The organism is Cyclobacterium salsum (assembly GCF_010119245.1).
In the GTDB taxonomy this organism is placed as follows: Bacteria; Bacteroidota; Bacteroidia; order Cytophagales; family Cyclobacteriaceae; genus Cyclobacterium; species Cyclobacterium salsum.
Window position 1 is genome coordinate 350881 of the sequence record NZ_WNKG01000006.1, and the last position, 24814, is coordinate 375694.

The following is a 24814-nucleotide window of genomic DNA, read 5'->3' on the forward strand; positions in this document are numbered from 1 at the left end:
ATAAAGAAATAAGCGCAATCTAATACCATCACATAAAAAAAAGGATGGAAAATATCCATCCTTTTATTACTTGCTTATGCATTTTGCATTTTAGAAGCTTTATTCCGTTCGTTTTCATCCAAGTGGATTTTTCGCATCCGGATACTTTTAGGTGTAATTTCCAGGTACTCGTCCTTCTGAATGTATTCCATGGACTCCTCCAACGAAAATTTCCTGGCAGGAGCAATTTTCGTATTGGTATCCGAACCGGAAGCCCTCATGTTGGTCAACTGTTTTCCTTTTTGAACATTCACCACAATGTCGTTGTCTCGGGAGTGTTCCCCAATTACCTGACCGGTGTAAAGTTCTTCGCCGGGATCCACAAAAAACGTGCCCCTGTCCTGAAGTTTATCAATGGCATAAGCCGTACATTGTCCGGCATCCATAGAGATAAGGGAGCCGTTTATCCGTCCGGGAATAGTGCCTTTAAAAGGCTCATAGGCGGAAAAACGGTGATTCATAATGGCCTCGCCCTGTGTAGCGGTGAGGACATTATTTCTGAGGCCAATCAATCCTCTGGAAGGAATTTTAAATTCCAGATGCTGCAAATCCCCTTTCGGCTCCATGACCAGCAATTCTCCTTTCCGTTGGGTAGCCAATTCGATCACCTTACCGGCACTGACATCGGGAACGTCTACATACAGGGTTTCAATCGGTTCGTGTTTGACCCCATCTATGGTTTTAATAATAACCTGAGGCTGCCCTACCTGAAGTTCATAGCCTTCCCGCCTCATCGTCTCTATTAGTACCGACAAGTGGAGAATACCTCTTCCATATACCAGGAATTTATCCTCACTGTCGGTAGATTCTACTTTAAGAGCAAGGTTTTTTTCTGTTTCCTTCATCAACCTTTCCCGAAGATGGCGAGAGGTGACAAATTTACCCTCTTTACCAAAAAATGGGGAGTTATTGATGGTAAAAAGCATGTTCATGGTCGGCTCATCTATGGAAATCCGTGGCAAGGGCTCTGGATTTTCAAGATTGGCAATGGTATCGCCAATGTCAAAACCTTCCACACCGGTTATCGCGCAGATATCTCCGGCCAGTACCTCTTGGGTTTTTACCTTTCCCAACCCTTCAAATACCTCCAGCTCTTTTACTTTTACGCGTTTGGTACTCCCATCAGCTTTGCAAAGGGCATATTGGGCACCTTCTTTGACGGTACCTCTTTTTACCCTGCCAATGGCAATTCTACCAACAAAATTAGAATAGTCCAACGAGGTGATCTGCATCTGAGTAGTGCCCTCATCGATTTTTGGCTCCGGGATGTGCTCTACGATGGCATCCAAAAGGGGAATAATGCTGTCCGTTGGATTTTTCCAATCCGGACCCATCCAGTTATTCTTAGCGGATCCATACAAGGTTTGAAACTCAAGCTGTTCTTCTGTGGCATCCAAATTGAACATCAGTTCGAATACAGCTTCCTGGACCTCATCAGGTCTGCAATTTTCTTTATCGACTTTGTTTACTACAACAATGGGGGTTAGGCCCAGTTCAAGTGCTTTGCCAAGGACAAATCGGGTCTGGGGCATGGGGCCTTCAAAGGCATCCACCAATAGGATAACCCCGTCGGCCATTTTCAACACCCTCTCCACTTCGCCACCAAAGTCGGCGTGGCCAGGCGTATCAATGATATTTATCTTAGTGTCTTTGTACCTTACCGAAACATTCTTAGAAAGAATGGTAATGCCTCTCTCACGCTCCAAATCGTTGCTATCAAGGATCAAGTCTTCAAACTGTTGGTTTTCCCGGAAGATTTTAGAGATGTGGATGATTTTGTCTACCAGGGTCGTTTTTCCATGGTCAACGTGTGCGATGATCGCAATATTACGGATACTCTGCATGTTAATTAAATTAAGGTGCAAAAGTACGAATAATATTTCGAAAAAATATCGAATGTTCGGATTGATAATTATTTCTTAAACTCCTTACACCCACAGGGCAGCAATTTTGACCGACCTTTATTTCACCTCAAAAGGCCTGCTTTTTAATACTACATGTGATCCGGGGTAAGTAACCTCCAGGTTATTTTCGGCAGTGACCAGGATCATACTGGGCCGATAAAGTGTGCTGGCTTCGAAGGCAGCTTTTCCCCGGTTTCTGAAAATCCCACTGTTATTGGCAATTTCGCCCAGCTTCTTTATACCCTGATCTGGCGTATCGATCCAAACCATATAAAACTTTTTGGGAGGGCTTAACCTTTCGGGCAGGGCCAGATTCGAGACGTTCAAGGATAGTTCGTAGGTCCCCTCCTTCGTTTTACTTACTTTGGCTTCAGGCTCTGCTGCCGGTGCGACACGCGAAACCGGAAAGGTGATTTTCGTAGAGCAAGCGGAAAAACTGAAAAAAATCAAAACGAGAATAAAGCTGATCGACGAAAATGAAGTGCTATTGGGTAAGGTTATCATAAAAGATAAAAGATTAGTAAATAAGTGAAGATATAAATCCAATACAGGTACCTAACAAAGGTACGTGCATTTTAGTTATTTAACTTCACAATTTTGTAGGATTCATGCTTCTAACAGGGGTCCAGACATGATGGTCACTCTTCGGATGTCATGAATTTCCAGCGAACTGCTCCGATGGTAGTCGGTTTCCCTTTGGCTACGGGTGTCAGAAAACCTTCCCACTGCCCCTTAGCGTCTTTTTCTACTCTGAACTCCCGCCAGGTGTATGCGCCCTTTTCAAAATCGAAGGAGTACCCATCGTCATCGTAGTACCGATACGTAGCCGGTTCCCTACCATAATGTCTGATTTCCAGGTCTACTACCTCCCCCTTTGCAGGAGCGTGGAGTCGTGGCTCCATCAAGGGGATGATGCTGCCCTCTTTCACGAAAACAGGAATGCGGTCCAGCCGGGCCTGCACGTCGATGATTTCTCCATTTCCAGCAAAACTTCCATCATAGAAATCATACCAATTGCCTCTAGGCAGGATCACTTTTCTGGATGTCTCACCGGAAAATAGTGGAGCGACCAACAGGGAAGGACCCGCCATGTATTGGTCCTTCATTTCTTTTCTCACCGCCTCTGCATAGGGATTGGATTCGAGGTCGGCAGGCCCTTCCAAAGAACCGGAAGATCCATTCACCTGGTTAAACCCGGGTTCCAGATTCATCCCCCGGAAGGGTGGAATCCCCTCGAAATGATACTGTGCAAAACTGGAATACCAATAAGGGATCATCTGCATGCGTAATAGCGCCATGGCTTTTACTTCCGCTTCCACCTCGGGATAGGTCCAGGGTTTGGTGCCGCTGGCCCAGGCATTGATCATCGCCATGGGTGAAAATACCACCGTTTGAAACCTTCGGAGCCACTCTTCCGCCGTGTCCGATGCCCTCGCCTCGGGGGTCCATAAAATGCCGGAATACCCACTGTTAATTAAAGCGGTGATAAAGTCCCGATGATTGTAATAATCATTGTAAAGCACGTATGGAAAGGAAACCCCTCCGCCATTGGAGGCCCTTACCAGGCCCCAGGTCCTGCGATTTTGTTGCCTGAAAAGCTCCGTACTCTGTTTTTGTACGAGAAGCCCATACGTCTGTCGCATTTGTTCGGCCGCCAGGCCGGAAGGAAAGGTCGCCACATCGGGCCATAGCCAGCGGTCATATCCGTCTACTTCGTCTATTTTGTAGCCGCCCACGCCGATTTCTAAATGGTCGCGTTTAAAATTTGCCCAATAAATCTCCTGCGCCCTATCCATGCTTAGATCAGGAACCGCTCCTGCCCATACCGTATGACTTCCATAATAAGGTTTGAGCGTATCATAAAAAGTGGCCTCCGGAGAAACATACGGGTTCATCCAGAGATTTATACTCACTCCTTTTTCTTTCAGGGTTTCGGCAAGCAGTTCGGGGTCAGGAAATCGTACCGGGTCCCAGGCAAAGGTATTCGGGTAGGATTTGCTTTGCCAACCCGGCTCCAGGCCTACAAAATCCAGCGGAAAGCCTTTCTGTTCAAATTCATCAACCTCCCGGATAACTTCCTCCTGATCGTATAAGCGGTGTACACGCTGCGTAAATCCCAAGCCCCAACGCGGAGGGATGGGGCCGCCGCCATTTAGTAAATTAAATCGCTGAATCGCTTCCAATGGGGAGGGTCCGGCAAAAACATAAAAGGTGACACCGTCGGCCGGAACAAGCACTTCTACCCCATCCGAATAAGGACTAGCGGTCCAATCTGGATCGGTATTCCGGTCCCTGGCCTCGGCAGGGTCTTTGCTGTCCAGTCGGGAAGCGGAGCCAGCATAGACATCCAGGTATCTGGCTGAGTTAATAAATATACCATAACCCTGATCCGAAACATAAAAGGGAACAGGAGCATGGGTGCGGCCATTGTCCTCACCACCATAATGGTCCACATGAAGCCTTAAAATTCGCCCTCTCTGATGGATTGTTTTAAAATTCAAACCAAAACCAAACAATTGTTCCTCTCTTTGCAGCGGGAATTTCAAGTAGGTGTTACCATCCTGTTGCCTGCCTATGATTTCTTCTTTGCTTAACGGGAATTCCGCTCCTCCCAATTTTTCCAAGGAAGCCATGTTGGGACTTGGTTCTGCCGCAGACCACAAATCATAGGCCTCCGGGGTGCCGGTGGTACCTTTCCACACACCCGGAGCGACGACTTCCCAGCGGATATCCTGAGAGAAGGAAGGTAAAACGAGAAAAAATAACAGGAGAAAACAACAAATGGCTTGTTTCATCGGGTTTGGGTTGGTTAATGGAAAGTAAATTGAGAAAAAAAACGGAATATTGAAACTTTTTATTTTGGGAGAGTAGTTCTCAGCGGTGGTACAAATCGCAAATGGAATCGTATTCTAAGAAATAAATCAGTTCTTCCTCTCGCAATGCATATAAATTCCAACCAGTTACTCCTTTTCCTTTTGCCTGTCCTGTCGCTCATTTCCTTCATAAGCTGTCCTGCCCAAGAATTATGGAAAATAAGGCAACTGACAGCAGCTGAGAAAAACCATGAATTGGATCATAACCAGAATTTCTCTCCGGATGATCAATGGATTGTGTACGACACCCGCCCGGATCCTTCCGGTATAGCCCGGAATCAGCATATCGAAAAGGTAGATGTTGAAAATGGACGCACGAAAATCGTGTATCAGGTGGAGGGAGCCAATCCTTTCGGGCCGGGAGTGGGAGCGGTGAGTTACCATCCTTTAAAAAATCAGTTTGTTTTTATTCATGGTCTACCGGATGCCGATTCCCTGAAGCCCTATGCGGGACACCGACGACTGGGGAGAATAGTCGATGAATCGAGGGGGAAGCACGCTTACTGGATGGATAGCAGGGATGTGATACAGCCTTTCACTCCCGGGGCCTTACGTGGCGGAACACACCGGCACCAATGGAGTGCGGACGGAAACTGGATAGGATTTACGTATAATGATGCCTTAATGGTCGCCCTGGAGGAAAAAACAAGAGGAGTTCACGATTTACGGACCCTGGGGGTGTCCAAGCGAATAAGCCCGGCTGTAAAGGTGGATATTGCCCATTCCGATGAAAACATTCAGGGAAGCTGGTTTTCAGTATTGTTGGTAAAAGTAGTTTCCGACCCTAAAGCCGGAAGTGGGGAAATCAGCCGTGCTTACAGTGATTGGTGGGTTGGTAAACAGGGGTACCGCAGGCAAGACGGGACCTTTCAGCGCGCCAGGGCTTTTTTAGGAGATTTGATAAGCGAGAAAGGAGCGAAAATCACCGAAGTATTTATGGTAGATGTGCCGGAAAACATCGATATACCCGGTAAAAACGGACCCCTTGAAGGAACGGATAAAACCATGCCCATGCCTCCGAAAGGAGCCACGGTTAGACGGCTTACTTTTACTGAACACAAGAAATTTCCCGGAGTGGCTTCCGAACCCCGGCATTGGGTGAGTTCTTCGATGGATGGATCCTATATTAGTTTCCTGGCGAAAGATGACAACGGAATCGTCCAAGTGTTTTTGATAGCCACTGCCGGGGGAGAGCCAATCCAGGTCAGTAATCATGATACTTCCGTACAAAGCATGGTGCGCTGGCACCCGGAACAAAGGGAGTTTGTTTATGTTTGCAATCAAAGCCTGTACCTTTGTCAGCTTGACGTTAGAGGTAAACCGGAGGTTCCGAAAAAGATCAGCCCTACCTTTGACACCAAACCCTTTTCGCCAATTTATTCCCGGGACGGTGATCGATTGGCTTTTAACCGTTATGTGGACGGGTATGTCCAGATTTTCCTGGCGGATAGGCCTTGACTTATTCCTTTAACTCGTACCAGTCAATATTGGTAAGCGGCGGGCGCCGGCCGGTTTGTACCGGAGCGTAATTTTCAGAGAGGTAGTCTAAAATGGCGGCTTCCTGCTCACCTAAATCCCAGAGGTTTTGTGTCCGTTGCATCCATCGGATCATTTTTTCCCAACCTTCCCTGTCCGCACGGTTCTGCGTGACGAGTTTTGCAGAATGGCAGGCCGTACAGTGAGCGATAACCAGACTCAGCCCCTCACCAGCAATAAAACCTGTCGGTTCATGGATGCCATTTTTGACCTGCGATTCAATTCCATCCACCTGAAGGGGTGCTACAGCATTTCGGATTTCCCCGTCTTTTGGAATGGTGTCGGTTTCCGATTGTTCTGTTTGAAAATAAACGCCAATTCCGATCAATACTAAAATCAAAAGGCCAGCACCCATCAAAAGCCGCAGGTTGGTAGGAAGGTGTTGCATGGATCAGGAGATTTTAATGGCTATTCGGTGGCAGGCATTGTTTAGGTAGCCTTTTGGATTCCAGCCGGGTGTCAACATGGGTTGACTGATCCCATCAGTATCCGTGGCTTTGGCCCAGACTTCATAGTAGCCCTTTTCGGGAAAAGAAATAGTTGCTTCAAAACGTTGCCAGGCAAAAGGGTTAACCGGTTCTTGTAAGCTGCATGACTTCCAGGTAGCACCAAAATCAATGGAATAATCCACGGTTTGAACCTTCTTGGCGCCCGCCCAGGCATGGCCTCTAATGGACAGGGGTTGCCCTGCTCCGATCAATGCTCCTGACTTGGGATAAGTGATCAGCGATTTTACCGGCATGTTTTCGATGATACACATATCTTCATTGGGTACTTCGATTCCGGGTTCAACCGGTTCGCAGGGAACGGAGTAGGAGGGAGGGGACATTTTTTCTCCGTCATGGATTTTGTTTCGAATGGAAAGGGTATGAATCCATTTGCCCGATGCAGAGGCCGGAAAACCGGAGGCGATCAGGCGGAGCGGGTGGCCGTGTGCCACCGGTATATCTTCTCCATTCATGGCAAAAGCAAGAAGAGTTTGATCTTCCATGGCCTTATTCAGGGGAATCCCTCTGGAGATGGGGTTTTTGTCAGGATCCCTGCTCAGATGGGTGTCTGCTCCGTAATATCCGATGTAAACCGCATCCTCATTGATTCCTACATCCCGCAAGACATCCCGCAACCTGATCCCGGTCCAACTGGCACAGGAAACGGCACCAATGGTCCATTGATTTCCCTTTGCGGGAGGATAGTATTCGCTTCTGCCGTTTCCGCCACATTCGAGAACCAGTTGATAGGTGTGCGTAGGAAATTGAGATTTAAGGGTTTCGAGGCTGTAAGTCTTTTCCTGAGGCACCGACTCTCCCTTAATGGTCAGCGTCCAGGTTTCAGGATTTATTTCTTCAGGGATTAAACCATTATTCCGAATAAACATTTTAGCTGCCGGGGTGACCGAATCGTCGAGCAAATGGGCTTGTGCTTCTATATTCCAGGGCAGATCATTTAGCACCCGCATCTCTTTGTGTTTTCCGAAAAGTTTTCCGGGGTCCTGATTTTGCTGCAGGGCAAGCGGAGTGTACCCATCGGGAAGCGCGTATACAATTTCCGCTCCCAGCAAGGCGGCCATGGAACCCAGACTTGCATTTTTTATAAACTTTCTTCTATTGAAAGACTTCTTCATGAATTCCCCTTTTAATTTTTGCAGCAAAATAGGCTTTTTTTCAGGTTTTTTCAACCCCGAAATCTGCTAATCTTAAGTGACGTTGAAATACGAGTTGAGTTCCTCCTGCATGAGGTCCCTGTCCTGTAGATCCTTGATTACCCGCCCTTTTTCCAAAAGCACGATCCGTTCGCAAATTTCTGTCACATGGCTGAGATCGTGGCTTGATAGTAAAAAAGTGACCAGGTGATCCTTATTTTCTTTTTGGATCAACTTTTTCAGCCGGATCTGAGAGCTGGGATCCAGGTTTTCGAACGGCTCATCCAGCAGCACCGCTTCCGGATTGCCGAGCAAGGCGGCGGCGATTCCCACCTTTTTGATGTTGCCTTTGGAGAGATCCCGGATGTATTTTTTATTACCGACGATTTCGCCGTTAAAAAAGTCCGTGAATTTGCTCAAGTGGAGCTGCAAATCCTCCTCTGACAGGTGGTAGATTTTTCGAAGTGTTTGGAAGTATTCATCTGGGCTGAGGTAGGAGAGCAGCATGTTTTCATCCAAGTAGGCACCCATTTTTATTTTCCATTGCTCATCTTTACTAACATCTTCGTCGTCTATGGTCACGACACCTTCGGTGGCCCGAACCAGGTCCAGAATGGTGCGGAACAGGGTGGTTTTACCCGCACCGTTATTTCCAACCAAGCCGAAACATTGACCTTTGGGAATGCTGAGGCTAGGGATATCCAAAACGGTAGCCTCACCGTAGATTTTTTTTAAAGCGGTTATTTGTATCATAATTCCTGACGAAAAGAAGATGCTATTTCATATTTCATCTCGATCACCTTTTCAGCCATCAGGGAGGAAATTCGCGGAAGAATAATTAATCCAAACGCACCGGTAGATCCAAGCGCAATCAAGCCTACATAATCATTAAACCAATAGGAAAAAGGAAGAAAAACACCATAAGGAGCAGCTAACAGTGGAATGATGATCAAAAACTGGGAGAGCCCCATGCCTTCATAATTAAAGACAGAGCCTTTGTTCAGATCCATGGGTTTGGGTTTCCACAAGGCCAGAAAAATGACCAGATGCATGGTGATGCCCATGTTAAATAGAAAGGTCGCGATATGGATAAGCAAAATATCCCACCCAAAATATACATAGGGAAGTGAAAGGATAAAGCACATTAAGGATATACCGATAAACAACAGGTATTTTCCACGTACCAGTGCTCTTAAACCGTTTCGTTGGTGAACATAAAAATCGAATGCAGGCGAATTCCAGCTTAGAAAAAGCTGTCCGTATTGTGTCATGAAAATACCCGTGATAAAGGTGCCGACAAAGATGAACACATTACTAAAACCCGTCTCCGTCTGGTAGGCCGGATTGTTATAAAAAATCAAGCCATACAAGAGAAATACCAGGCATAAGGTGAGGTAGGTACGGCTCTTCTTGTGACGAATGATGAGCTTCCACTCCAGATTAGCGACCTCTCCCGCCAGGCCAAATTTTGATAAAAACCCCAGGTCTCTGTTGGCAAACTGCAGGTGCTCTCCTTCGCTCAACTCCTCCAGATAAGCGTTTTGGCGATAGTAGGCAAAACATAAGAAGTAACTCAAAATTAGAACGGTAAACAGCAGAATAACCGGTACCGGACTTTCGAGGGCAAAGGTGAAGACCGGCTCAAAAAAAGCACCCAGATCAAAAAAGCCGAAATAGCTAAGCCCTATTCCCAGCAGCAGTGCGGAAAATACGGAAAGAGTTCCGGTCAGGCTATCTTCAAACCGTTGTTTAAACCATAAAATAAACCAATGAATGGACCAACTGGTAAGCACCACTGCCACCAGCCAGGTAATGGCAGCAAATAGCCCATAAGCCTGCTGTATTTCCACCACCGCAAATGGTGCGAATATCAAAAGGGAAATGAAATTTAGGGGAGAAATAAAACTGCTTCCTAATAAAAAATGGATGATTTTGGATTTGGAAAGGGGCAGGTGTAGAAAATTTTCCAGGCTGAACACAGGTAACTGCTGAATAAAATACCGGTAAATAAGTTCCAGCATAAAAAAATAGAGCAGACAGCTATTTATAAAATGTACCGCGTCAGGGATTCCCAAAATTTCCTTTACCAATCGGTTTAATACCAGGCCGAATAGAAATAAATAGGCTAACAAAAACAAGCCGATAATGAAAACCACCACTCCGATAGCCAGACTTTTGGCAAAAGAACTGCTCCGCATTCTTTTTAATAGTTCCAATTTTAAAAGGGTTATCAGCATTTGGGAATTCGGGTTTATTAGAAGTGCTGCCAGCTCTGGCAGCGGATATTTTTTCTAAAATAGAAAAAAAATAGCAACGGCCCTTAAAAATTTCCCCTTTACTCTTAAATAGTAGATCTTTGAGAATCGATAAAAGCCTATGGATGCTGAAATTTACATTCGACAAATGCTGCCTGAGGACCTCGACCTGGCCTTGGTGTTGAAAAAAACCGAGGGCTGGAACCAAACCAGGGAGGACTGGCAGTTTTTTTTAAGACAACAGCCCAGCCTCTGTCTGGTGGCAGTGGTCGAAGACAAACCGGTGGGTACGGTTACTGCAGTTGCTTATCAGAGCAGGCTGGCATGGATCGGAATGATGTTAGTAGATCGGAAATTCCGCAGAAAGGGGATTAGCAAGATGTTGATGCGAGAGATCCTTCACCGGTTGGAAGGCTTTTCCACCATCAAACTGGATGCAACGCCGGAGGGCCGGTTTGTTTACCAACAGCTGGGTTTTAAAAAGGAGTATTCACTGTGGCGATTTATCAGAAAGGAGAACCCTTCGCGTCGGGAACCTGACCGGGATGCGGGAATCAGCCCGGTTTCCGTGGCAGATCTTCCAAAACTTGAAAAATTGGATACCATGGTGTTCGGAGCTGGCAGGGATAATGTCCTCCGTTACTTATTGGCAGCCTTCCCGGCGGGAGCATTTATGCTGGAAGAAGGGGGTGAAATAAAAGGTTTTTTGTTCAGTAGAAAAGGGAGCGATTATACACAGCTAGGTCCTTTGGTGGCAAAAGATGAAACGGTAGCCAGAAGATTGATCAGTCAGGCACTTGCTCAATTAAATGAACACGCGCTGGTGCTGGATGTAGCCGCTAGCAGGCAAGAATTGATGTCTTGGTTGGTGAATCGGGGCTTCGAACAGCGGAGGGAATTGGTTCGAATGTATTTACAGGACAACCGTTATTCAGGGATACCTGAAAAATACTATCTGATAGCCGGTCCGGAGTTTGGATAGGGAAAGCTATTTTGGTAAGTATAATGGGGAAAGAAGGAGCGTATTTTAAGTGTCAAATTTTCAGTAAGTTACCTCCGGTAAATACCTAAAATCCCGGAGGGAAGGGATTTAAGTTCGATTAATTTTATAACTTGCAGCGATGGAAAATTTTGTTGTTTCTGCCCGAAAGTACAGACCCTCGGACTTCAAAAGTGTGGTGGGGCAAAGCCACATAACCACCACCCTGAAAAATGCGATTAAAAACGAACACCTGGCCCAGGCGTTTCTTTTTTGTGGTCCCAGAGGGGTAGGGAAAACCACCTGTGCGCGAATTCTTGCCAAAACGATAAACTGTGAATCACGGCTTGAAAACGGAGAGGCCTGCAATACCTGCAGTTCCTGTGAAGCATTTAATTCCAATAGTTCCTTTAATGTGCACGAACTGGATGCTGCTTCCAATAATTCCGTGGATGATATGCGAAACCTGGTAGATCAGGTGCGGTACGTGCCGCAAAAGGGGGAATACAAAATCTACATCATAGATGAGGTGCACATGTTATCCACCCAGGCCTTCAATGCGTTTTTGAAAACGCTGGAAGAACCGCCCAAGCATGCCCTTTTTATACTGGCTACCACCGAGAAGCATAAAATTATCCCTACTATTTTATCCAGGTGTCAAATTTTTGATTTTAACCGGATTCAGATCCAGGATATCAGTCAACACCTGGAGTACATTTCAAAGGAGGAGGGGATAGATTATGAGGAAGAAGCCTTGAGGCTAATCGCTACCAAAGCAGATGGGGCACTTCGGGATGCGCTTTCCATTTTCGATTTGATTGTTACTTTTTCTGCCGGAAAGAAAGTAACCTATCAGGAAACCATTAATAACCTCCATGTACTCGATTATGACTATTACTTTAAAGTAACAGAAGCCTTATTGGAGGAAAGTATTTCCAGGTCCTTGTTAATATTTGACGAAATTCTAAAAAAGGGGTTTGACGGACACAACTTTCTGGTTGGTCTCAGCGAGCATTTCCGGGAGTTAATGGTTTGCAAGGATCCGGACACGGCCCAGTTGCTACAGGTTTCTGAATCGGCAAAAAACCGGTATATAGAGCAATCTGCGCAAACCTCGCTTTCGTTTTTACTTTCAGCCCTTTCCATTTGCAATCAGGCAGACATGGCCTACAAGAGCAGTAAAAACCAACGCCTGCATGTGGAATTGGTTTTGATGAAATTGGCAAAACTTCCCCATGCGATCAACCTGGCTGCCCTTGCCGAGGATCCTTCAAAAAAAAAAGCGTAGCATCTGAAAACTCCGGGTCAGGTACACCGGTCGCTAATGCCCCTGTACCTCCCAAGGAACAGCAGCCTCCTTCGCTGAAGAAGTCCCAGCCCATCCCTTCCAATTTGGGAGATGTCAAACGACAAATGAAGGATCGGCCAGCACAACAGGTCAAGCAGGAAGCGCCAAAGGAGACCATTGAAAGCCGCCCTAATGAGAGTCCGCAACGAATACTCAGCGAAGAGGAGGTGAAAACTGCGCTGGAGGAGGTGAAAGATGACTTTAAAGTCGGCCATAAAAACATGGAAATGGCACTGCTGCAACAGCCGTTTGAGGTGAAAAATCACCAGGTTGTTTTTTACCTGCAGGGAGGATTGCAGGAAGACCTTTTCCCCAAGCTCAAACCTGAATTGACCGGGATTCTTCGGAGAAAACTACATCAACCAGACCTGGAGGTGATTTTTGAAGTAAAAGCCGAGGCAATGGATCCGGCAAAATCGTTGTATACCTCCAGTGAGAAACTGAGCTACCTGTTGAAAAAATCTCCTGCATTGAAAGAGTTAAAAAACCGGTTTGGTTTGCAAACGGATTTTTAAAAATCAATGCCTATACCAAAATTGATTAGGTTTTGAAACTGCACGGCCCTGGCAGAAGAGCCATCTTCCTGCTCTATAAACACGTTTTCGTCGTAGATAAGGATGGATTCTATTCGGGTAGTGATGTACTTATTAACTTTAAGGCTTACAACGGAATTAAAGTTTACTACCATATTGCCTAACTTTTCATAATTGGAAAAGAGGTTTAAGTCGGTTTTCCAGCGGACATTGTCCATTAGTTGTATGTCGGCTGATGTGCCCAAGGACACCCCTGCTTCCGGACGCACCTTCTCCCCGGGGACCACTCCGAAGGCTCCCTGTCTGCTAAGGGAGTCATCCAGAACAATGGTAAACCTTCCGGTAAAGGGAGAAAGTATTGTTGAGAATTTCCCGTTATTTTCTAAAGTAGTCTGGTAATTTAACCCCGTTGAGGATTGTACGTAACCCGGACTCAGTAAGTCAGAAATGCGATTTCTACTATCTCTTTCTGCTCCGGAAGGCCTAAAATACCGGTATCCTTCCAGTAATTGCGTTCTGGCATCTATTTGGGTGGACAGGTAAATTTTTTCACTTAGCTGCCGCCCATATTTACTGGAGAAATTGAAATTATCGTTTGATTTTCGGGTAGGAAAGGCCCGGCCGGATTGCCGGTTGATACCGTAGTTGATGGCCAATTGGGTGTCCCAGATAATATTGTCTTTTTTATAACTCGCCGAAAGCTGTAAACCGGTATTTAACGCAAAAGAACTGGCTCCCCCCGCAGCCCAATTACTTAAACTTACCTGCTGCAGACTGAGATTGAAATTCCCTCCGGTTTCCCAATAAATGGGAGGGTCTTCCGTGGTAAATATGAGGGAATCTCCCAACATGACCAGGGTGTCGCCACCAATGATGACAGTATCCGCTTTGGATAAATCCTGTCCGTATCCAAAGCGGAAAATCAACAATAAAAGTATCGTAAAACAAATCCGGTAAGACATGGTTTTTTTCAGGTGAATGGCAAATATACGGTCATTTCCTTTGATTTATTTTCTAATTTTCAGTTTTTGTCCCACGGAGAGTATATTGTCCGGCCCAATTTGATTCCAGGCTTTCAACTCCTCCACGGTGATACCATATTTTCTGGAAATAGCGTAAAGGGTGTCTCCGGGCTGGACCAAATATTCCAATACCTGTTCAGACGGTTCCTTGGTGCGTTCCGGGATGGCCACTTCCGCAGGCGACTTGGGTGCCGTATTGATTTCTCTTCTATCTGGCGGCAGCGGGGTTGTGGCCTGTCGTTTTGGGGGAGTTAATTTCACCCTGGCAATCGATTCATTTCTTTTGTAATACTTCCGCAGGCGCAGCACCATTCCGGGCAAAAGTTGCTCATCCCGGTAGACCCGGTTCTTTGCCATAAGGGAGTGAAGTCGGATTCCATACAGCTGAGATATCCCCCAAAGCGTTTCGCCTACCTGCACAATATGTTCGTCCGGTTCGCCTTTGCTCTTTTTCCTTCGGGTATAGTAGTACCTGCCTTCCGTTACCGGATCCGATGGTTTTAAATCATTGGAACGTCTCAGTTTTCTTTCGCTTATTCCAGCCTGGGAGGCAAGCTGGCTTTGGCTGTCGCTATTTGATAAAATCCCCCTGATGCCATTGATTTTAATTTCTTTGGGCTGCCTGGCATTTGCTGTATTGCCGGTTACCCTGGGGAATCCCTGAGCATTTTTTCGCAACGGCATCAATCCATCAGCGGCAGCTACCGGTGGGTTGCTGGCCAGTACTGGTCTTTCCGGAACAATTCCGCTCAGAATGTAGGTAACCACATAGGTACGATCTCCGGGAATTTTTCCTCGGATGGCCCATTTGTTGTAATTCCTGAGATGACTCTCACTCAGCCCGAGGTTTCTTGCGACTGCCTTTAAATCGGTAGGTCCCTTGACCGGGTATTCGTGCAAATAATCACCGTTGCTGACGGTCTTGCCCATCTGGCCTTCATAGGCTATTTTATGGGCCAGGAATTTTTTTAGGTACCAGTAGGTTTTTCGGTCCAGGTCCATTTCGCGCTGCCCTTTATAGCGCCCCTTGTAGTAATTATTGGCACCGCCCAGACCCATTTGGTAGGATACGAGTGTGATGGCCCAGTTGTCCAGGTATTTCTGGTGCTTTTTTAGGTAAGTGGCAGCCCCCCTGGTGGAGGATATAATGTTTTTTCGCTCGTCTATTTCCCGGTCTACGCGAAGCGATACTTCTTCGGCGGTTCCTTGTTTGAATTGCCAGAAACCAACGGCGTTGGAAGTAGAGACCGCATCTGAAATCAGGCTACTTTCCTGGATGACCAGGTATTTGAAGTCAGTTGGCACCCCTTCTTCGTGCAAAACCCGCTCGACTATGGGCAGGTAGAGATTGACCCGGTCCAGCTTCGTTTGAAAATGAGAAGGGCTTCGGTATTGTGCATTTACTTCTGCCTGAATCTCGTTCTGAACGGCACTATTTAGCCGTAGCGTCATACCTGCAAAGTAGATGGTTTTAGGTACCTGCGGCACCTGTCCCACTGCCATCGAGAGGCTTAAAACGGTAAAGAGGAAACCAAATAAAAAAGTTATTTTCATGGTGTTACGGATGCTTTCTTGCCAGCATGATGCCATCCCGAATGGGTAATACGACATTTTCTACACGCGAATCTTCCAGTACCTTTTGATTGAATGCCATGATGGCAGCCGTGTCTTTATCAAGCTTTTTCCGGTTCCTGGCAAGGACTTTCCCCGACCAAAGAATATTGTCGGCTGCAATCAAGCCTCCCGGTTCCAGTCTTTCAACGACCAAATCGTAGTAATTGGTATAGTTTTGTTTGTCTGCATCGATAAATACAAAATCGAAGGTCTCCTCGGTTTTGGCTAGCAGTTCCAGGGCATTTCCCAATCGATAGTCAATTTTGTTTTCCAATCCCGACTTCGAGAAAAATTCACGGACCATGGGTTCGAGTTCCCGATTGATATCCAAGGTGACAATCGTCCCTTTTTCGGAGAGCCCACGGGCCATGCAGATGGTGGCATAGCCGGTAAATGTTCCGATTTCCAGAACCTTACTGGCACCACTCATTTTGACCAGCATTTCTAAAAATTTACCCTGCAGTGGCCCGGATAGCATACGCGGTTTCAGTACCTTGAGGTGAGTCTGACGGGCAATATGCGCAAGTAATTCATCTTCCGGGCTGCTGTAGGCTTCACAATATTCCCATAAATCATCGCTTATCATATCGGTTTAGGTAAATAGGTTAGAAAACTGAATTGGTCCACATCATACACTTCGTTGGCCAAATCCTGCAATTCCTCCGCAGTACAGGATCTGATTTTCTTAAAAATTTCTTCCAGGGATTCAATTTTCCCCTTGTCAAGCAGGTTCTTGCCGTATACCAGCATCAGGCCGGAGTAATTCTCCTCAGCCATGGCCATCTGTCCAATAGTCTGTTCTTTTCCCATATGCAGTTGCATGGTCCCCAGTTTTTTCTCCCGAATCTTTTGAATCTCTCGTAAGACAATTTTTCTGGCTTTTGCGGCTGCTTTTTCTTCAGTGCCATAGTAAATGCCAATAAATCCGGTATCGGTAAAAGCCTGGTAAACAGACTCAATGCTGTAGGCCAGGCCGTGTTTTTCCCGCAATGCCATGTTGAGCCGGGAATTCATACTGGGGCCTCCCAAAATGTTGTTGAGCAAATACAGTTTAAACCGCCTTTCATCAAATGTAGACAAAGCGGGTTTCCCCAAAGCACAATGTGTTTGGGAAATCTCCTTGTAGTGAATGCCTGTCGCCGGTGCGTAGCCATGGACGGGCCGTCTTTTTGCAAAACTTTTCGTAGGCGGTATGCTGCTTAGCAGCGGTTCCAGCGTACGAAGGGCTTTTTGGAAGCTAATGTTCCCCACTACAGAGCAGACGATCCGGGAACTGTCCAGGTGCTGGCCAACAAAATTCAGGAAGTCCTCCTGGCTGAATTGACCGACGGTATTTTCGGTTCCCAGAATATTGTATCCCAGGGAGTGGTTCGGGAAAAGTAACTTATCAAATTCATCCTGTATGGCATCATCCGGAGCGTCCCTGTACATGGCCATTTCCTCCAGGATTACCTGCCTTTCTTTATCGATTTGTCTTGCTGGGAAGGTGCTGTTAAAAGTGATGTCACAAAGTAGTTCTGCCGCCTTTGTCCAATGCTGCCGCAATACCGAGGCGTAAAAACAGATTTTTTCTTTAGTGGTATAGGCATTCAACTCGCCTCCTACCGAATCCAGCCGATTGATGATATGAAAAGCTTTCCTTTTTTTCGTGCCTTTAAAAGCCATGTGCTCCCAAAAATGGGCCAACCCTTCCTGTTCTTTATTTTCATCCCTGCTGCCGATATCCAGAATAAACCCGCAATGCACCAATCGGGTGCTGTTTACTTCCTGGTGTACTATTCTGATTCCGTTATCTAGTTCCTTAATCTTATATACCATGCTTCGCTTTCCAAGACACAAAAATAACAGCAAATATGGGGAAAGAAACCGGGAAAATAAAAAATTGAACCGAAGTGCATCAGATGCGATAGCATTTATTCACGGATCAATTTTAGCCGTTGGATGGTAGCAGCATACCGGACTTCTACTATTAGCAAGCCTCGCGGGAGACGCTGTACCCATTGATCCAATAGTAATGGAACCCTGTTCCATTCTGTTTCCACAACAAGAGAGGTGGCGGGCCCGATGATTTCTATCCGGAGGGGAGTTTTCAGAGGTAAATCCGTTCCAAAGTAATTCAGATACAAAGGCTTTCCACGTGTAGGGTTTGGGTATACGGCCCAGTCTGTTTTTCCTTTTGGGGCTTGAGGTAGTAGTGCCGCTACGGTTTGGCTATATTCAAAGGATCCATCCATATTGTACTGGCAAATTCGGTAATAAGCCCGCTGGTACGCATAGTCGGCTATTAGCAGGTCGTCAAAGTAGTAAGAAGTTAGTTTGTTGCTATTTCCTTTACTGGTAACTTTTCCCAGGGTTTCGAAATTGGCTACATCCCCAATGGATCGCTGGATTTCAAAGTGACTGGATTCCCTTTCCATTAACGTCGACCATTGTAAGCTGACGGTGGAGGCATCAGATTGGACCAGTGCTTCTACCTTTCCCCAGGTAATGGGCAAGGCTCCAAAATACAGTACCTCGAAATCCCAGGTGCTGGTACAACCGAATTCATCGGCGACGAGGAGGGAGTAATCACCTGCAATCAGGTTACTGATGTCTTGCTGGCTGCTGCTAAATCCATTGGGTCCGGTCCACGAGAAAGTATAGTTTCCCGTGCTAAGCATCTCTATATCGATGGCTCCATCAGGATTCTCATCATCGGTATGGTCGGTGACCGTACCCGTCAGACTGGTGGTTACCGGAACGTCCACCACCGAGCTGAAGGTGTTTTGAGTCCCATTGGCATCGGTAACAGTCAGTTCGGCAGTGCCCGGGGAAGTAAACTGAACGACAGGATCGGCAGCGCTGGAAGTACTGCTGCTGGCATTGGTAAAGGTCCAGCTATACTGGTAGGCTTCTCGGCCTCCATTAGTGGTACTGGTAAAGGTAACCTCAGAGCTGCCACTTACCGGACAGGCAGCACTGTATTCAAATTGCACCGCTAAAGGAGCATCCACCACGATATCCACGGTATTCTGGCACTGGGCAGTAGGATAATCGTTGCAGATGTAGGATTCGGAAAGGTCAGCGGAGGCACTGGTGGTCCATGCCAAAAGTGGGTTTCGAAGGGTAACTACTTCCCCACATGTCCAGGTCAGGGGGAATGCAGCAAGGGTTAGGGTGTCGGCAGTGGTTTTAGCGGAAGGGATCGTTCCAAAATAATAATTTAAAAAGAGGGTGGAATCCCCCACCAGCAGGTCGGCAAACAAGCGCCCATTATGTGCATCACTAGTAGAACTGGTGGTGTAGGTGAAGGATATGTAAGTAGTTTGTTCCGTTCCGGGAGTACAGGTGAGCAGGGAATTGGTGATCGGAGTTCCACTGGAATCACTCAGGTACACGGATTCGACAGTGTAATTGCTGGAGCTGCAACTTTTCTCGCAATCTCTCAGGTCCAGAAGCTCGCTTTGGTTTTGGGAGAATCCAAGGATGGAAAACCCCAAAATCATAACTACCAAAAGCATTATTTTCCTGACCAAAACCATTTTTAACGGTATAAAATTCTATATAATTTTAAAAATTACATATTGAATTCACTAATCAGTAAATATGCGGAATATAATTTCAATTTCCAATATATTTTAGGATTTGACACCGTTTCGGCTGGAAGCTTTTCTTGGTAGATGTCAGTGGCTTTTTTGGAGAAATTTTCGCTTTTAATCGTAAGCAGAAAAAAAATGATTTTATTTTATTTAATTTTTTTTGAAGTGAAATGCAGTTTACCTAAATCGATTTACATTATTTATTTTTTGTAATGAAAATGGGGCTAAATACCTGTTTTTCATCATATTTGTGGGTTTGGTGATTCGGTTTTTATAACCGACCTTAGCAATGAAATAGGCTTTTAGCAGTGAAAATAGCCTGTATTTAGGGTTTAATTTTTAATTCTTTTTACTATGAAAAATCAAACAAAATTAATGTTGGCCAATCTGTTTGCGCTGGTTTCGGTTTCCCTAATCTTAGCGGTTTCCAGTATGTTCAACCTAGATTTGACCTGGGGTTCGGGAGCCTTGGTTCCGCAGGTTATGTTGGTGTTGGTTCCCCAAGCGGGATTTGTTTATCTGCTTTGGAAAGCTTCCAGAGTTACAAGTCAGGAAGCCTTGGCTTGACTTTTTGAACGGTTTTATATTTCGGTTGTTGCCGCTCATCTGCCCGCTAAGAAGGGGGACAGGTGGGCGGTATTTTTTTTGTAGAATGCCAGGAAAGTTGGTGAAAATCGGAGGGCTCCGGTTTAGGGTTCCTCAATTCTTTCTATTCTCCCTGGGTAGCTATCGGGGCATACCTCCAGCTAATCGGTATGAATTTCCCCGTCTTTGCGAAAGGGTATTAGCTAAAAAAATTCGGTAGATAAGTGCAGTATTTAACTGGTATGGCAGGCAGGGCAACAGTAGAAGCAGCCATTGGAATGTTGGTAGGTTTCTTTTGCGGTTTTTACAGCATCCTGGCACCTGGTAAATCTACCCAATTCTTTTCTGTTTTGCGATTCCGGTAGGTGATCGCAACTTTCCACATGTACCTCATGGTCCCCATTCGGTTGGGCGTTCGTGTTTACATAATAATTCTCAAACATGATGGGTTTATTTTGGTGAAATTTTATTCGTTTACTTTATATTAATTTGTCCAAAAATGATGCCGAATTAGGACTTTTACTTGACAAAAACGCATCAAATAATAAATTTCAGATACTAAATAAGTTTTAGTAAAGTAATATTTGATTAGTTTTCAGAAGCTTCCCGGAGCTCTTTCTAGTGTAACTGCTGCTGTTCCACTTCTTTTTGGCTGGGGAAGTTATTCAAAGGGGACGCGTAACAGGACTCCGAATTCATTCGGGAAGTGGATGCTTACCCGGGCATGGATCGCCCCCTGTTCGTCATAGAATACAGCTTTCTTTTCCAGGGGCACAATGGCTTCGTGCCATACATTTGGGTGAATATACAGGCCCATTCCTCCGGTCACCCTAAAGGCTACAAAATCCTCCGGCCTGGCCCCGTCCCCAGGTAGGGCCAGTGCGGTTATAAACGGTTTGCCATCAAGCGGGAAAAACAACTGCCCGCCGTCAGGGTGGTAGTTGGCATGCCACAGCAATACTTCTTTTGGTTTTTCGGTGGAGGCTGCGTCTGCCATTTCCGGTAACTTACTCCAACCGAATAAGTACTCCGAACCTACGGCATGGTTTTTCCCTTTGAAAAAATCACCCTCCCAGTAAAATTCGAAGTCACCTGAAACGGTTCCGGCCTCGTCTCCGGTACCCTCGTCTATTTTCCTCCAGCCAGAAGCAGGCCAGCGGACAATTTCTATCGGGAAGTGCTGGTATTCCTCTTTGCTTACCAGCTGTCCAAAACCTTTCAACGAGGTTTCGGTAGCCTGAACCAAAGGTACTTTTACTGTCTTGATTCCGGGTGGGATCTGTGGGTTTTTATAGTCAATTTTCATTTTTTAAGGGGAAAGGAGCGGTTGTAACTTGATTTGTCAGGACCTAAAAATAAAGAAATTGCATTCAATTACGGAAAGATGCTAAAGAAATAAACGTATCTAATTCCGGTAATCGAAAGATGATTTGATCTGATTTGCATGCCTATTTTTTTCTTAGAAATACAAAAAATGCTTATTATTTTATCTTTAAAATGCCATCGCTCTGGCACTAGAAACACGAGTCAATTTTAACGATTTGATTATTTTGCCCTAACCCACCCGGATAAATAATTACCTAATTTTCAGCGATTTAAATATTGTAATTTATTCTTAAAATCATGAAAATTGGATTTTCGAAGAGAAGCGGTCTTTCGTCTTCTTCTGTCTGTTTGATTTGCTATCTGTTATTACTTCTTATTTTACCTTTTTTTTTGGCAGCGCATGAAAAGGGATATTGGGAATTATGGATCAATGGCCAGCGAACCCCGTTTTTGGATCAGTTTTTTAAAATCCTGACGAATTTGGGAGATGGTTTGGTAGCCTTGTTTCTTGTGATGGTGTTGCTTTTATCCCGGTATGCAGATGCCTTGATGCTGGGAATAGGTTTTCTGCTTCATGCGATTTTGGTTCATTTAGGAAAAAAAATTTGGTTTCCAGATAGTCCAAGACCATTGGCTTTTTTTGACGGGGAGGACCTCCATCGATTTGAGGGAGTGACCAATGCGCTTTACCATTCCTTCCCCTCAGGTCATACCGCCAGTATTTTTTTATATGTCGCCCTGTTGTTGATCATTCGACCTATCAAACAGCGGTGGCAAATGTTTTATTTGGCCCTGGCCATCCTGGTCGCTTTCAGCCGCGTTTACCTACTTCAACATTTTATTTGGGATGTATACGTCGGTTCAATGGTTGGGATTTTTTCAGCTTTGGCGGCTTACTACCTGCTTTATTCTTTTCCCTATCAAATTTGGTGGGACAAGCGCCTGGTAATTAAAATTCCAAATCTATCGCTGCCTCCAGCGCCGAAGTGGAAAAATTTTAATTCTAAGGGTTAATCTGTAAGACCACCGTTACCGGATTCTCAAAAAGATCCTTCTGTTTGTGCATGACGGTAAACGGAATATCCATGCGGTCAAATTCCTGTAGGTGCTTTTCCCGGGTGATGACAAAGCCTTTTCCGGGGATTGATGTTATGTTTTCAATGTTTTCAATTTCCTTCTGCAAGTAAAAGGAAAAGGCGGGATTGTATATTTTAAAATAGTAGGTTTTATTTTGACGCAAGGCCTGAATATCTGCGTTTAAAACCGGATTAAATCGGTCGAGTGCCGGAACGGTGAAGTATAGAAAAGCAACTGAAAACAGATAAAATCCCATGCCTGCAGCGATTATCGTATCAGAACCCTGGTTTTTTCGAAATAGCATCCCTATCAGGAGGCATAGGGATACAATGCCAGCGATCAATAGGCAAACAGCCGGTTCCGTGTAGGTATTAAGGTCCTGCTTGGATTGAAAAATAAAATAAGGAAGTATGGAGATCAACGCCAGAAGGATCGCAGAGATATAGCCAAACGTTTTAATAGGTCTTAGGTTAGTTGATTGGGTCATTCGATGTATACTATAACCTGAAAGAATGGCGAGGAAAGGATACGCAGGAACGGTATAATTGGGAAGTTTGGTTCCTGAAAAGGCAAAGAAAGCCACTATTACTCCCACAGAGACGGCAGCAAAAAGAAGAAAATCGTTTTTTGGTTTAAAAAGGGCATTAAGTCTTCTGACTCTAAAAAATAATAGAGCTGAAAACGGGATCGTGCCACCGATAACGTATCCAAACGTAACCCATGGACCTCCTCCATGTCCTTCCATGGGAGCGGAAAACCGGCTCAAATTATGCTTTATAAAAAATTCCGAAATCCACAGCCCATCTGATTGGAGGGAAACGAGCACATACCAGGGCAATGCTATCGTAAGAAAGAGCACAATGCCTGGAAGATAAAGGATAGTCAGTAAGTGCTTCCATTGCCTAATCTTGCTTACCACGAGGTAGCACAATAAAATCCCGGCTGTGAGTACCATGGCTACCGGTCCTTTGCTCAAAACGGCCAGACCCAGGGAGGCGTAAGCCAGTAGAATTAGGTGAATCGGTTTCGTTTCCCTGGCCAAATAGGTGTAAAAACTAAGTAAAGAGCAGGTTAAAAAAAATATCAAGAAAGCGTCGGGCACGGCCATGTGGAATTGAATCACCCAATGGGGGGTGCAACATAGAACAAATGCAGCCCAAAATGCTGAATTTTTGTTCAACGCAATGTTGGTAAAACCATAAACCAGCCAAATGCAGCAAAAACCAAGTAAAGCGGGAAAAAATCTGGCGGCGAAAGGACTGATGCCAAACCAAGAGTAGGCCAGGGCAAAGGCATAGTAATGTAATGGTGGTTTGTCATACCTGGGTTCCGAATTGAAGGTGGGCAAAATCCATTCGTTAGATTGCCACATTTCAATGGCTGCCGTGGCATTTTTTGCCTCATCCAGTGCGTATATACTATATCCTCCGATATTGCTAAAGTGAATAACAAAAGAAGCGAGTATTAGCCAGTATACCCTTTTTTTCATAAGCAACAATAAATTGATTCTGAAGGTAGAGAATAAAAAAATCAACGTATTCGAAGGTATATTAAAAAATCATTAAGTATGAATGCATGATTTTTCGTTTATCAGGTTGAATGCCATGTAGTGAACTACTTCAATTTGGCTATTGATTCCTTTTATCTGAGCCGAGCATTGAAAATTTCAAGCCGCCACCTCAATCAATTTTAAGTAAATTTGGTTATAGTAACAATTGGCACATTTTTTTCTGTATTTAACCTTGTCCATTAATTAATTAAAATAAAAGGATCATGATGAAAAGCGTAAATTATTTATTCGTTATAGGAATTGCCAGTTTTGCCTTTGCCTGTGGCTCAGGGAACAATAATTCCGGAGAAGAAACAACTATGGAAGACGAAATGGGTAGGGGGGATATGATGGCTACTGAGATGGAGACCAAATCCGCCGTCGCCATCCTGTCTGGGGCCAGTGGTAGCAATGTCACCGGTACCGCCACCTTTACGAGCCTGGAAAATGGCAAGGTTCGTCTCGTAATGGATGTGGAAAACCTGAGTCCAGGAGAACATGCCCTGCACCTTCATGAGAATGGCGATTGCAGTGCAGCGGATGCTACTTCTGCCGGAGGGCACTGGAATCCTACGGGAGATCCTCACGGCAAAAGAGGTGAAGATGGATACCATAGTGGAGATATTGACAATATGGTAGTCGGAGACGATGGTGTCGGTACGCTTGAAATGGAAGTGGAGGGCTGGACCATCGGTGATGGTTCCGGTTCGGACATCGTAAATAAAGCGGTTATTATCCATGCCGATGCCGATGACTTTACATCTCAACCTTCCGGAGCCGCAGGGGCCAGAGTTGCTTGCGGTGTGATTCAGGCTGGGAGTTAATCCCGAATGATATAAAAATCCTACTAAAAAAAGCTTTTGGTTTAACGATAAGGACCGTTATTTTAGAGAATGTATAATACCTTATAATTGTCCTTGTTAACCCAAGAAAAATAAATCCCGGTGGAGTTTCCAT

Annotated in this window: 22 protein-coding genes; 7 read left to right on the plus strand and 15 right to left on the minus strand. The window is 45.4% G+C overall.

Going from position 1 to position 24814, the window contains the following annotated elements; genetic code table 11:
* Positions 1–74 precede the first annotated feature (74 nt).
* The 3 genes from typA to GJS45_RS12810 form a co-directional block, all read right to left on the minus strand.
* The gene (gene typA, locus GJS45_RS12800; protein WP_162342234.1) at positions 75–1883 is read right to left on the minus strand and encodes a translational GTPase TypA; all 1809 of its coding nucleotides are present in this window, start codon (positions 1881–1883) and stop codon (positions 75–77) included.
* Between the two features lie 117 nt (positions 1884–2000).
* Complete coding sequence (locus tag GJS45_RS12805) at positions 2001–2447, minus strand: hypothetical protein (RefSeq protein ID WP_162342235.1); 447 nt, start codon at positions 2445–2447, stop codon at positions 2001–2003.
* 134 nt (positions 2448–2581) lie between these two features.
* The gene (locus GJS45_RS12810) at positions 2582–4738 is read right to left on the minus strand and encodes a glycoside hydrolase family 31 protein (RefSeq protein WP_162342236.1); all 2157 of its coding nucleotides are present in this window, start codon (positions 4736–4738) and stop codon (positions 2582–2584) included.
* A gap of 273 nt (positions 4739–5011) precedes the next feature.
* On the opposite strand from GJS45_RS12810, the gene GJS45_RS12815 reads away from it, so the two are divergent.
* Complete coding sequence (locus GJS45_RS12815; protein ID WP_235954738.1) at positions 5012–6274, plus strand: DUF3748 domain-containing protein; 1263 nt, start codon at positions 5012–5014, stop codon at positions 6272–6274.
* 1 nt (position 6275) lies between these two features.
* Here GJS45_RS12815 and GJS45_RS12820 read toward each other — a convergent pair whose 3' ends face one another.
* The 4 genes from GJS45_RS12820 to GJS45_RS12835 all read right to left on the minus strand — a co-directional run bounded on the left by GJS45_RS12820 (position 6276) and on the right by GJS45_RS12835 (position 10207).
* Positions 6276–6740 carry a hypothetical protein gene (locus tag GJS45_RS12820; protein ID WP_162342238.1) on the minus strand — a complete coding sequence of 155 codons (465 nt, stop codon included), beginning with the start codon at positions 6738–6740 and terminating at the stop codon, positions 6276–6278.
* 3 nt (positions 6741–6743) lie between these two features.
* Positions 6744–7973, minus strand: coding sequence for a sulfite oxidase (locus tag GJS45_RS12825; RefSeq protein WP_162342239.1), 1230 nt, complete (start codon positions 7971–7973; stop codon positions 6744–6746).
* A 72-nt stretch (positions 7974–8045) separates the two neighbouring features.
* Positions 8046–8744: an ABC transporter ATP-binding protein gene (locus tag GJS45_RS12830; RefSeq protein ID WP_162342240.1), complete on the minus strand. Its 699-nt coding sequence runs from the start codon at positions 8742–8744 to the stop codon at positions 8046–8048.
* Positions 8741–10207, minus strand: a complete 1467-nt coding sequence (locus GJS45_RS12835; RefSeq protein WP_317165105.1) for a DUF5687 family protein — start codon at positions 10205–10207, stop codon at positions 8741–8743. The genes GJS45_RS12830 and GJS45_RS12835 overlap by 4 nt, the downstream gene beginning before the upstream one ends.
* A gap of 160 nt (positions 10208–10367) precedes the next feature.
* On the opposite strand from GJS45_RS12835, the gene GJS45_RS12840 reads away from it, so the two are divergent.
* From GJS45_RS12840 to GJS45_RS12850, 3 genes are all read left to right on the plus strand, one after another.
* Positions 10368–11228, plus strand: coding sequence for a GNAT family N-acetyltransferase (locus GJS45_RS12840; RefSeq protein ID WP_162342242.1), 861 nt, complete (start codon positions 10368–10370; stop codon positions 11226–11228).
* Positions 11229–11367: 139 nt separating this feature from the next.
* A complete protein-coding gene (locus tag GJS45_RS12845) occupies positions 11368–12513 on the plus strand; it encodes a DNA polymerase III subunit gamma/tau (protein ID WP_162342243.1) in 1146 nt (381 codons plus the stop codon).
* 125 nt (positions 12514–12638) lie between these two features.
* Complete coding sequence (locus GJS45_RS12850; protein ID WP_162342244.1) at positions 12639–13088, plus strand: DNA polymerase III subunit gamma/tau; 450 nt, start codon at positions 12639–12641, stop codon at positions 13086–13088.
* Here the strand turns inward: GJS45_RS12850 and GJS45_RS12855 are convergent.
* The 5 genes from GJS45_RS12855 to GJS45_RS12875 form a co-directional block, all read right to left on the minus strand.
* Positions 13085–14068, minus strand: coding sequence for a DUF3078 domain-containing protein (locus GJS45_RS12855; RefSeq protein ID WP_162342245.1), 984 nt, complete (start codon positions 14066–14068; stop codon positions 13085–13087). The genes GJS45_RS12850 and GJS45_RS12855 overlap by 4 nt on opposite strands.
* Positions 14069–14113: 45 nt before the next feature.
* Positions 14114–15682, minus strand: a complete 1569-nt coding sequence (locus GJS45_RS12860) for a LysM peptidoglycan-binding domain-containing protein (RefSeq protein ID WP_162342246.1) — start codon at positions 15680–15682, stop codon at positions 14114–14116.
* A 4-nt stretch (positions 15683–15686) separates the two neighbouring features.
* Positions 15687–16328 (minus strand): O-methyltransferase, encoded by a 642-nt coding sequence (locus tag GJS45_RS12865; RefSeq protein WP_162342247.1) that lies wholly within the window; start codon positions 16326–16328, stop codon positions 15687–15689.
* The gene (locus GJS45_RS12870; protein WP_162342248.1) at positions 16325–17560 is read right to left on the minus strand and encodes a M16 family metallopeptidase; all 1236 of its coding nucleotides are present in this window, start codon (positions 17558–17560) and stop codon (positions 16325–16327) included. Before GJS45_RS12870 ends, GJS45_RS12865 begins: the two co-directional genes overlap by 4 nt.
* Positions 17561–17655: 95 nt before the next feature.
* Positions 17656–19242: a PKD domain-containing protein gene (locus GJS45_RS12875; protein WP_162342249.1), complete on the minus strand. Its 1587-nt coding sequence runs from the start codon at positions 19240–19242 to the stop codon at positions 17656–17658.
* A gap of 432 nt (positions 19243–19674) precedes the next feature.
* On the opposite strand from GJS45_RS12875, the gene GJS45_RS12880 reads away from it, so the two are divergent.
* A complete protein-coding gene (locus GJS45_RS12880) occupies positions 19675–19887 on the plus strand; it encodes a hypothetical protein (protein WP_162342250.1) in 213 nt (70 codons plus the stop codon).
* A 251-nt stretch (positions 19888–20138) separates the two neighbouring features.
* Here GJS45_RS12880 and GJS45_RS12885 read toward each other — a convergent pair whose 3' ends face one another.
* Both GJS45_RS12885 and GJS45_RS12890 read right to left on the minus strand, forming a co-directional pair.
* A complete protein-coding gene (locus tag GJS45_RS12885) occupies positions 20139–20348 on the minus strand; it encodes a hypothetical protein (protein WP_162342251.1) in 210 nt (69 codons plus the stop codon).
* A 218-nt stretch (positions 20349–20566) separates the two neighbouring features.
* Positions 20567–21211 carry an ureidoglycolate lyase gene (locus GJS45_RS12890; protein ID WP_162342252.1) on the minus strand — a complete coding sequence of 215 codons (645 nt, stop codon included), beginning with the start codon at positions 21209–21211 and terminating at the stop codon, positions 20567–20569.
* A gap of 317 nt (positions 21212–21528) precedes the next feature.
* Between GJS45_RS12890 and GJS45_RS12895 the strand changes: the two genes are divergently transcribed.
* The gene (locus GJS45_RS12895; RefSeq protein WP_162342253.1) at positions 21529–22245 is read left to right on the plus strand and encodes a phosphatase PAP2 family protein; all 717 of its coding nucleotides are present in this window, start codon (positions 21529–21531) and stop codon (positions 22243–22245) included.
* Here the strand turns inward: GJS45_RS12895 and GJS45_RS12900 are convergent.
* Entirely contained in the window at positions 22235–23797 is a 1563-nt protein-coding gene (locus GJS45_RS12900) for an ArnT family glycosyltransferase (protein ID WP_162342254.1), read from the minus strand. The two genes, GJS45_RS12895 and GJS45_RS12900, sit on opposite strands and share 11 nt — an antisense overlap.
* Before the next feature lie 284 nt (positions 23798–24081).
* Between GJS45_RS12900 and GJS45_RS12905 the strand changes: the two genes are divergently transcribed.
* Positions 24082–24681, plus strand: coding sequence for a superoxide dismutase family protein (locus tag GJS45_RS12905; protein ID WP_235954740.1), 600 nt, complete (start codon positions 24082–24084; stop codon positions 24679–24681).
* Positions 24682–24814 lie beyond the last annotated feature (133 nt).

Coding starts and splice junctions, on each gene's coding strand:
- GJS45_RS12860 (WP_162342246.1), bottom strand. CDS start 15,682: ATGAAAATAACTTTTTTATTTGGTTTCCTCTTTACCGTTTTAAGCCTC.
- GJS45_RS12895 (WP_162342253.1), top strand. CDS start 21,529: ATGAAAATTGGATTTTCGAAGAGAAGCGGTCTTTCGTCTTCTTCTGTC.
- GJS45_RS12845 (WP_162342243.1), top strand. CDS start 11,368: ATGGAAAATTTTGTTGTTTCTGCCCGAAAGTACAGACCCTCGGACTTC.
- typA (WP_162342234.1), bottom strand. CDS start 1,883: ATGCAGAGTATCCGTAATATTGCGATCATCGCACACGTTGACCATGGA.
- GJS45_RS12830 (WP_162342240.1), bottom strand. CDS start 8,744: ATGATACAAATAACCGCTTTAAAAAAAATCTACGGTGAGGCTACCGTT.
- GJS45_RS12905 (WP_235954740.1), top strand. CDS start 24,082: ATGATGAAAAGCGTAAATTATTTATTCGTTATAGGAATTGCCAGTTTT.
- GJS45_RS12885 (WP_162342251.1), bottom strand. CDS start 20,348: ATGTTTGAGAATTATTATGTAAACACGAACGCCCAACCGAATGGGGAC.
- GJS45_RS12820 (WP_162342238.1), bottom strand. CDS start 6,740: ATGCAACACCTTCCTACCAACCTGCGGCTTTTGATGGGTGCTGGCCTT.
- GJS45_RS12840 (WP_162342242.1), top strand. CDS start 10,368: ATGGATGCTGAAATTTACATTCGACAAATGCTGCCTGAGGACCTCGAC.
- GJS45_RS12870 (WP_162342248.1), bottom strand. CDS start 17,560: ATGGTATATAAGATTAAGGAACTAGATAACGGAATCAGAATAGTACAC.
- GJS45_RS12810 (WP_162342236.1), bottom strand. CDS start 4,738: ATGAAACAAGCCATTTGTTGTTTTCTCCTGTTATTTTTTCTCGTTTTA.
- GJS45_RS12880 (WP_162342250.1), top strand. CDS start 19,675: ATGAAAAATCAAACAAAATTAATGTTGGCCAATCTGTTTGCGCTGGTT.
- GJS45_RS12855 (WP_162342245.1), bottom strand. CDS start 14,068: ATGTCTTACCGGATTTGTTTTACGATACTTTTATTGTTGATTTTCCGC.
- GJS45_RS12865 (WP_162342247.1), bottom strand. CDS start 16,328: ATGATAAGCGATGATTTATGGGAATATTGTGAAGCCTACAGCAGCCCG.
- GJS45_RS12875 (WP_162342249.1), bottom strand. CDS start 19,242: ATGCTTTTGGTAGTTATGATTTTGGGGTTTTCCATCCTTGGATTCTCC.
- GJS45_RS12890 (WP_162342252.1), bottom strand. CDS start 21,211: ATGAAAATTGACTATAAAAACCCACAGATCCCACCCGGAATCAAGACA.
- GJS45_RS12900 (WP_162342254.1), bottom strand. CDS start 23,797: ATGAAAAAAAGGGTATACTGGCTAATACTCGCTTCTTTTGTTATTCAC.
- GJS45_RS12850 (WP_162342244.1), top strand. CDS start 12,639: ATGAAGGATCGGCCAGCACAACAGGTCAAGCAGGAAGCGCCAAAGGAG.
- GJS45_RS12805 (WP_162342235.1), bottom strand. CDS start 2,447: ATGATAACCTTACCCAATAGCACTTCATTTTCGTCGATCAGCTTTATT.
- GJS45_RS12825 (WP_162342239.1), bottom strand. CDS start 7,973: ATGAAGAAGTCTTTCAATAGAAGAAAGTTTATAAAAAATGCAAGTCTG.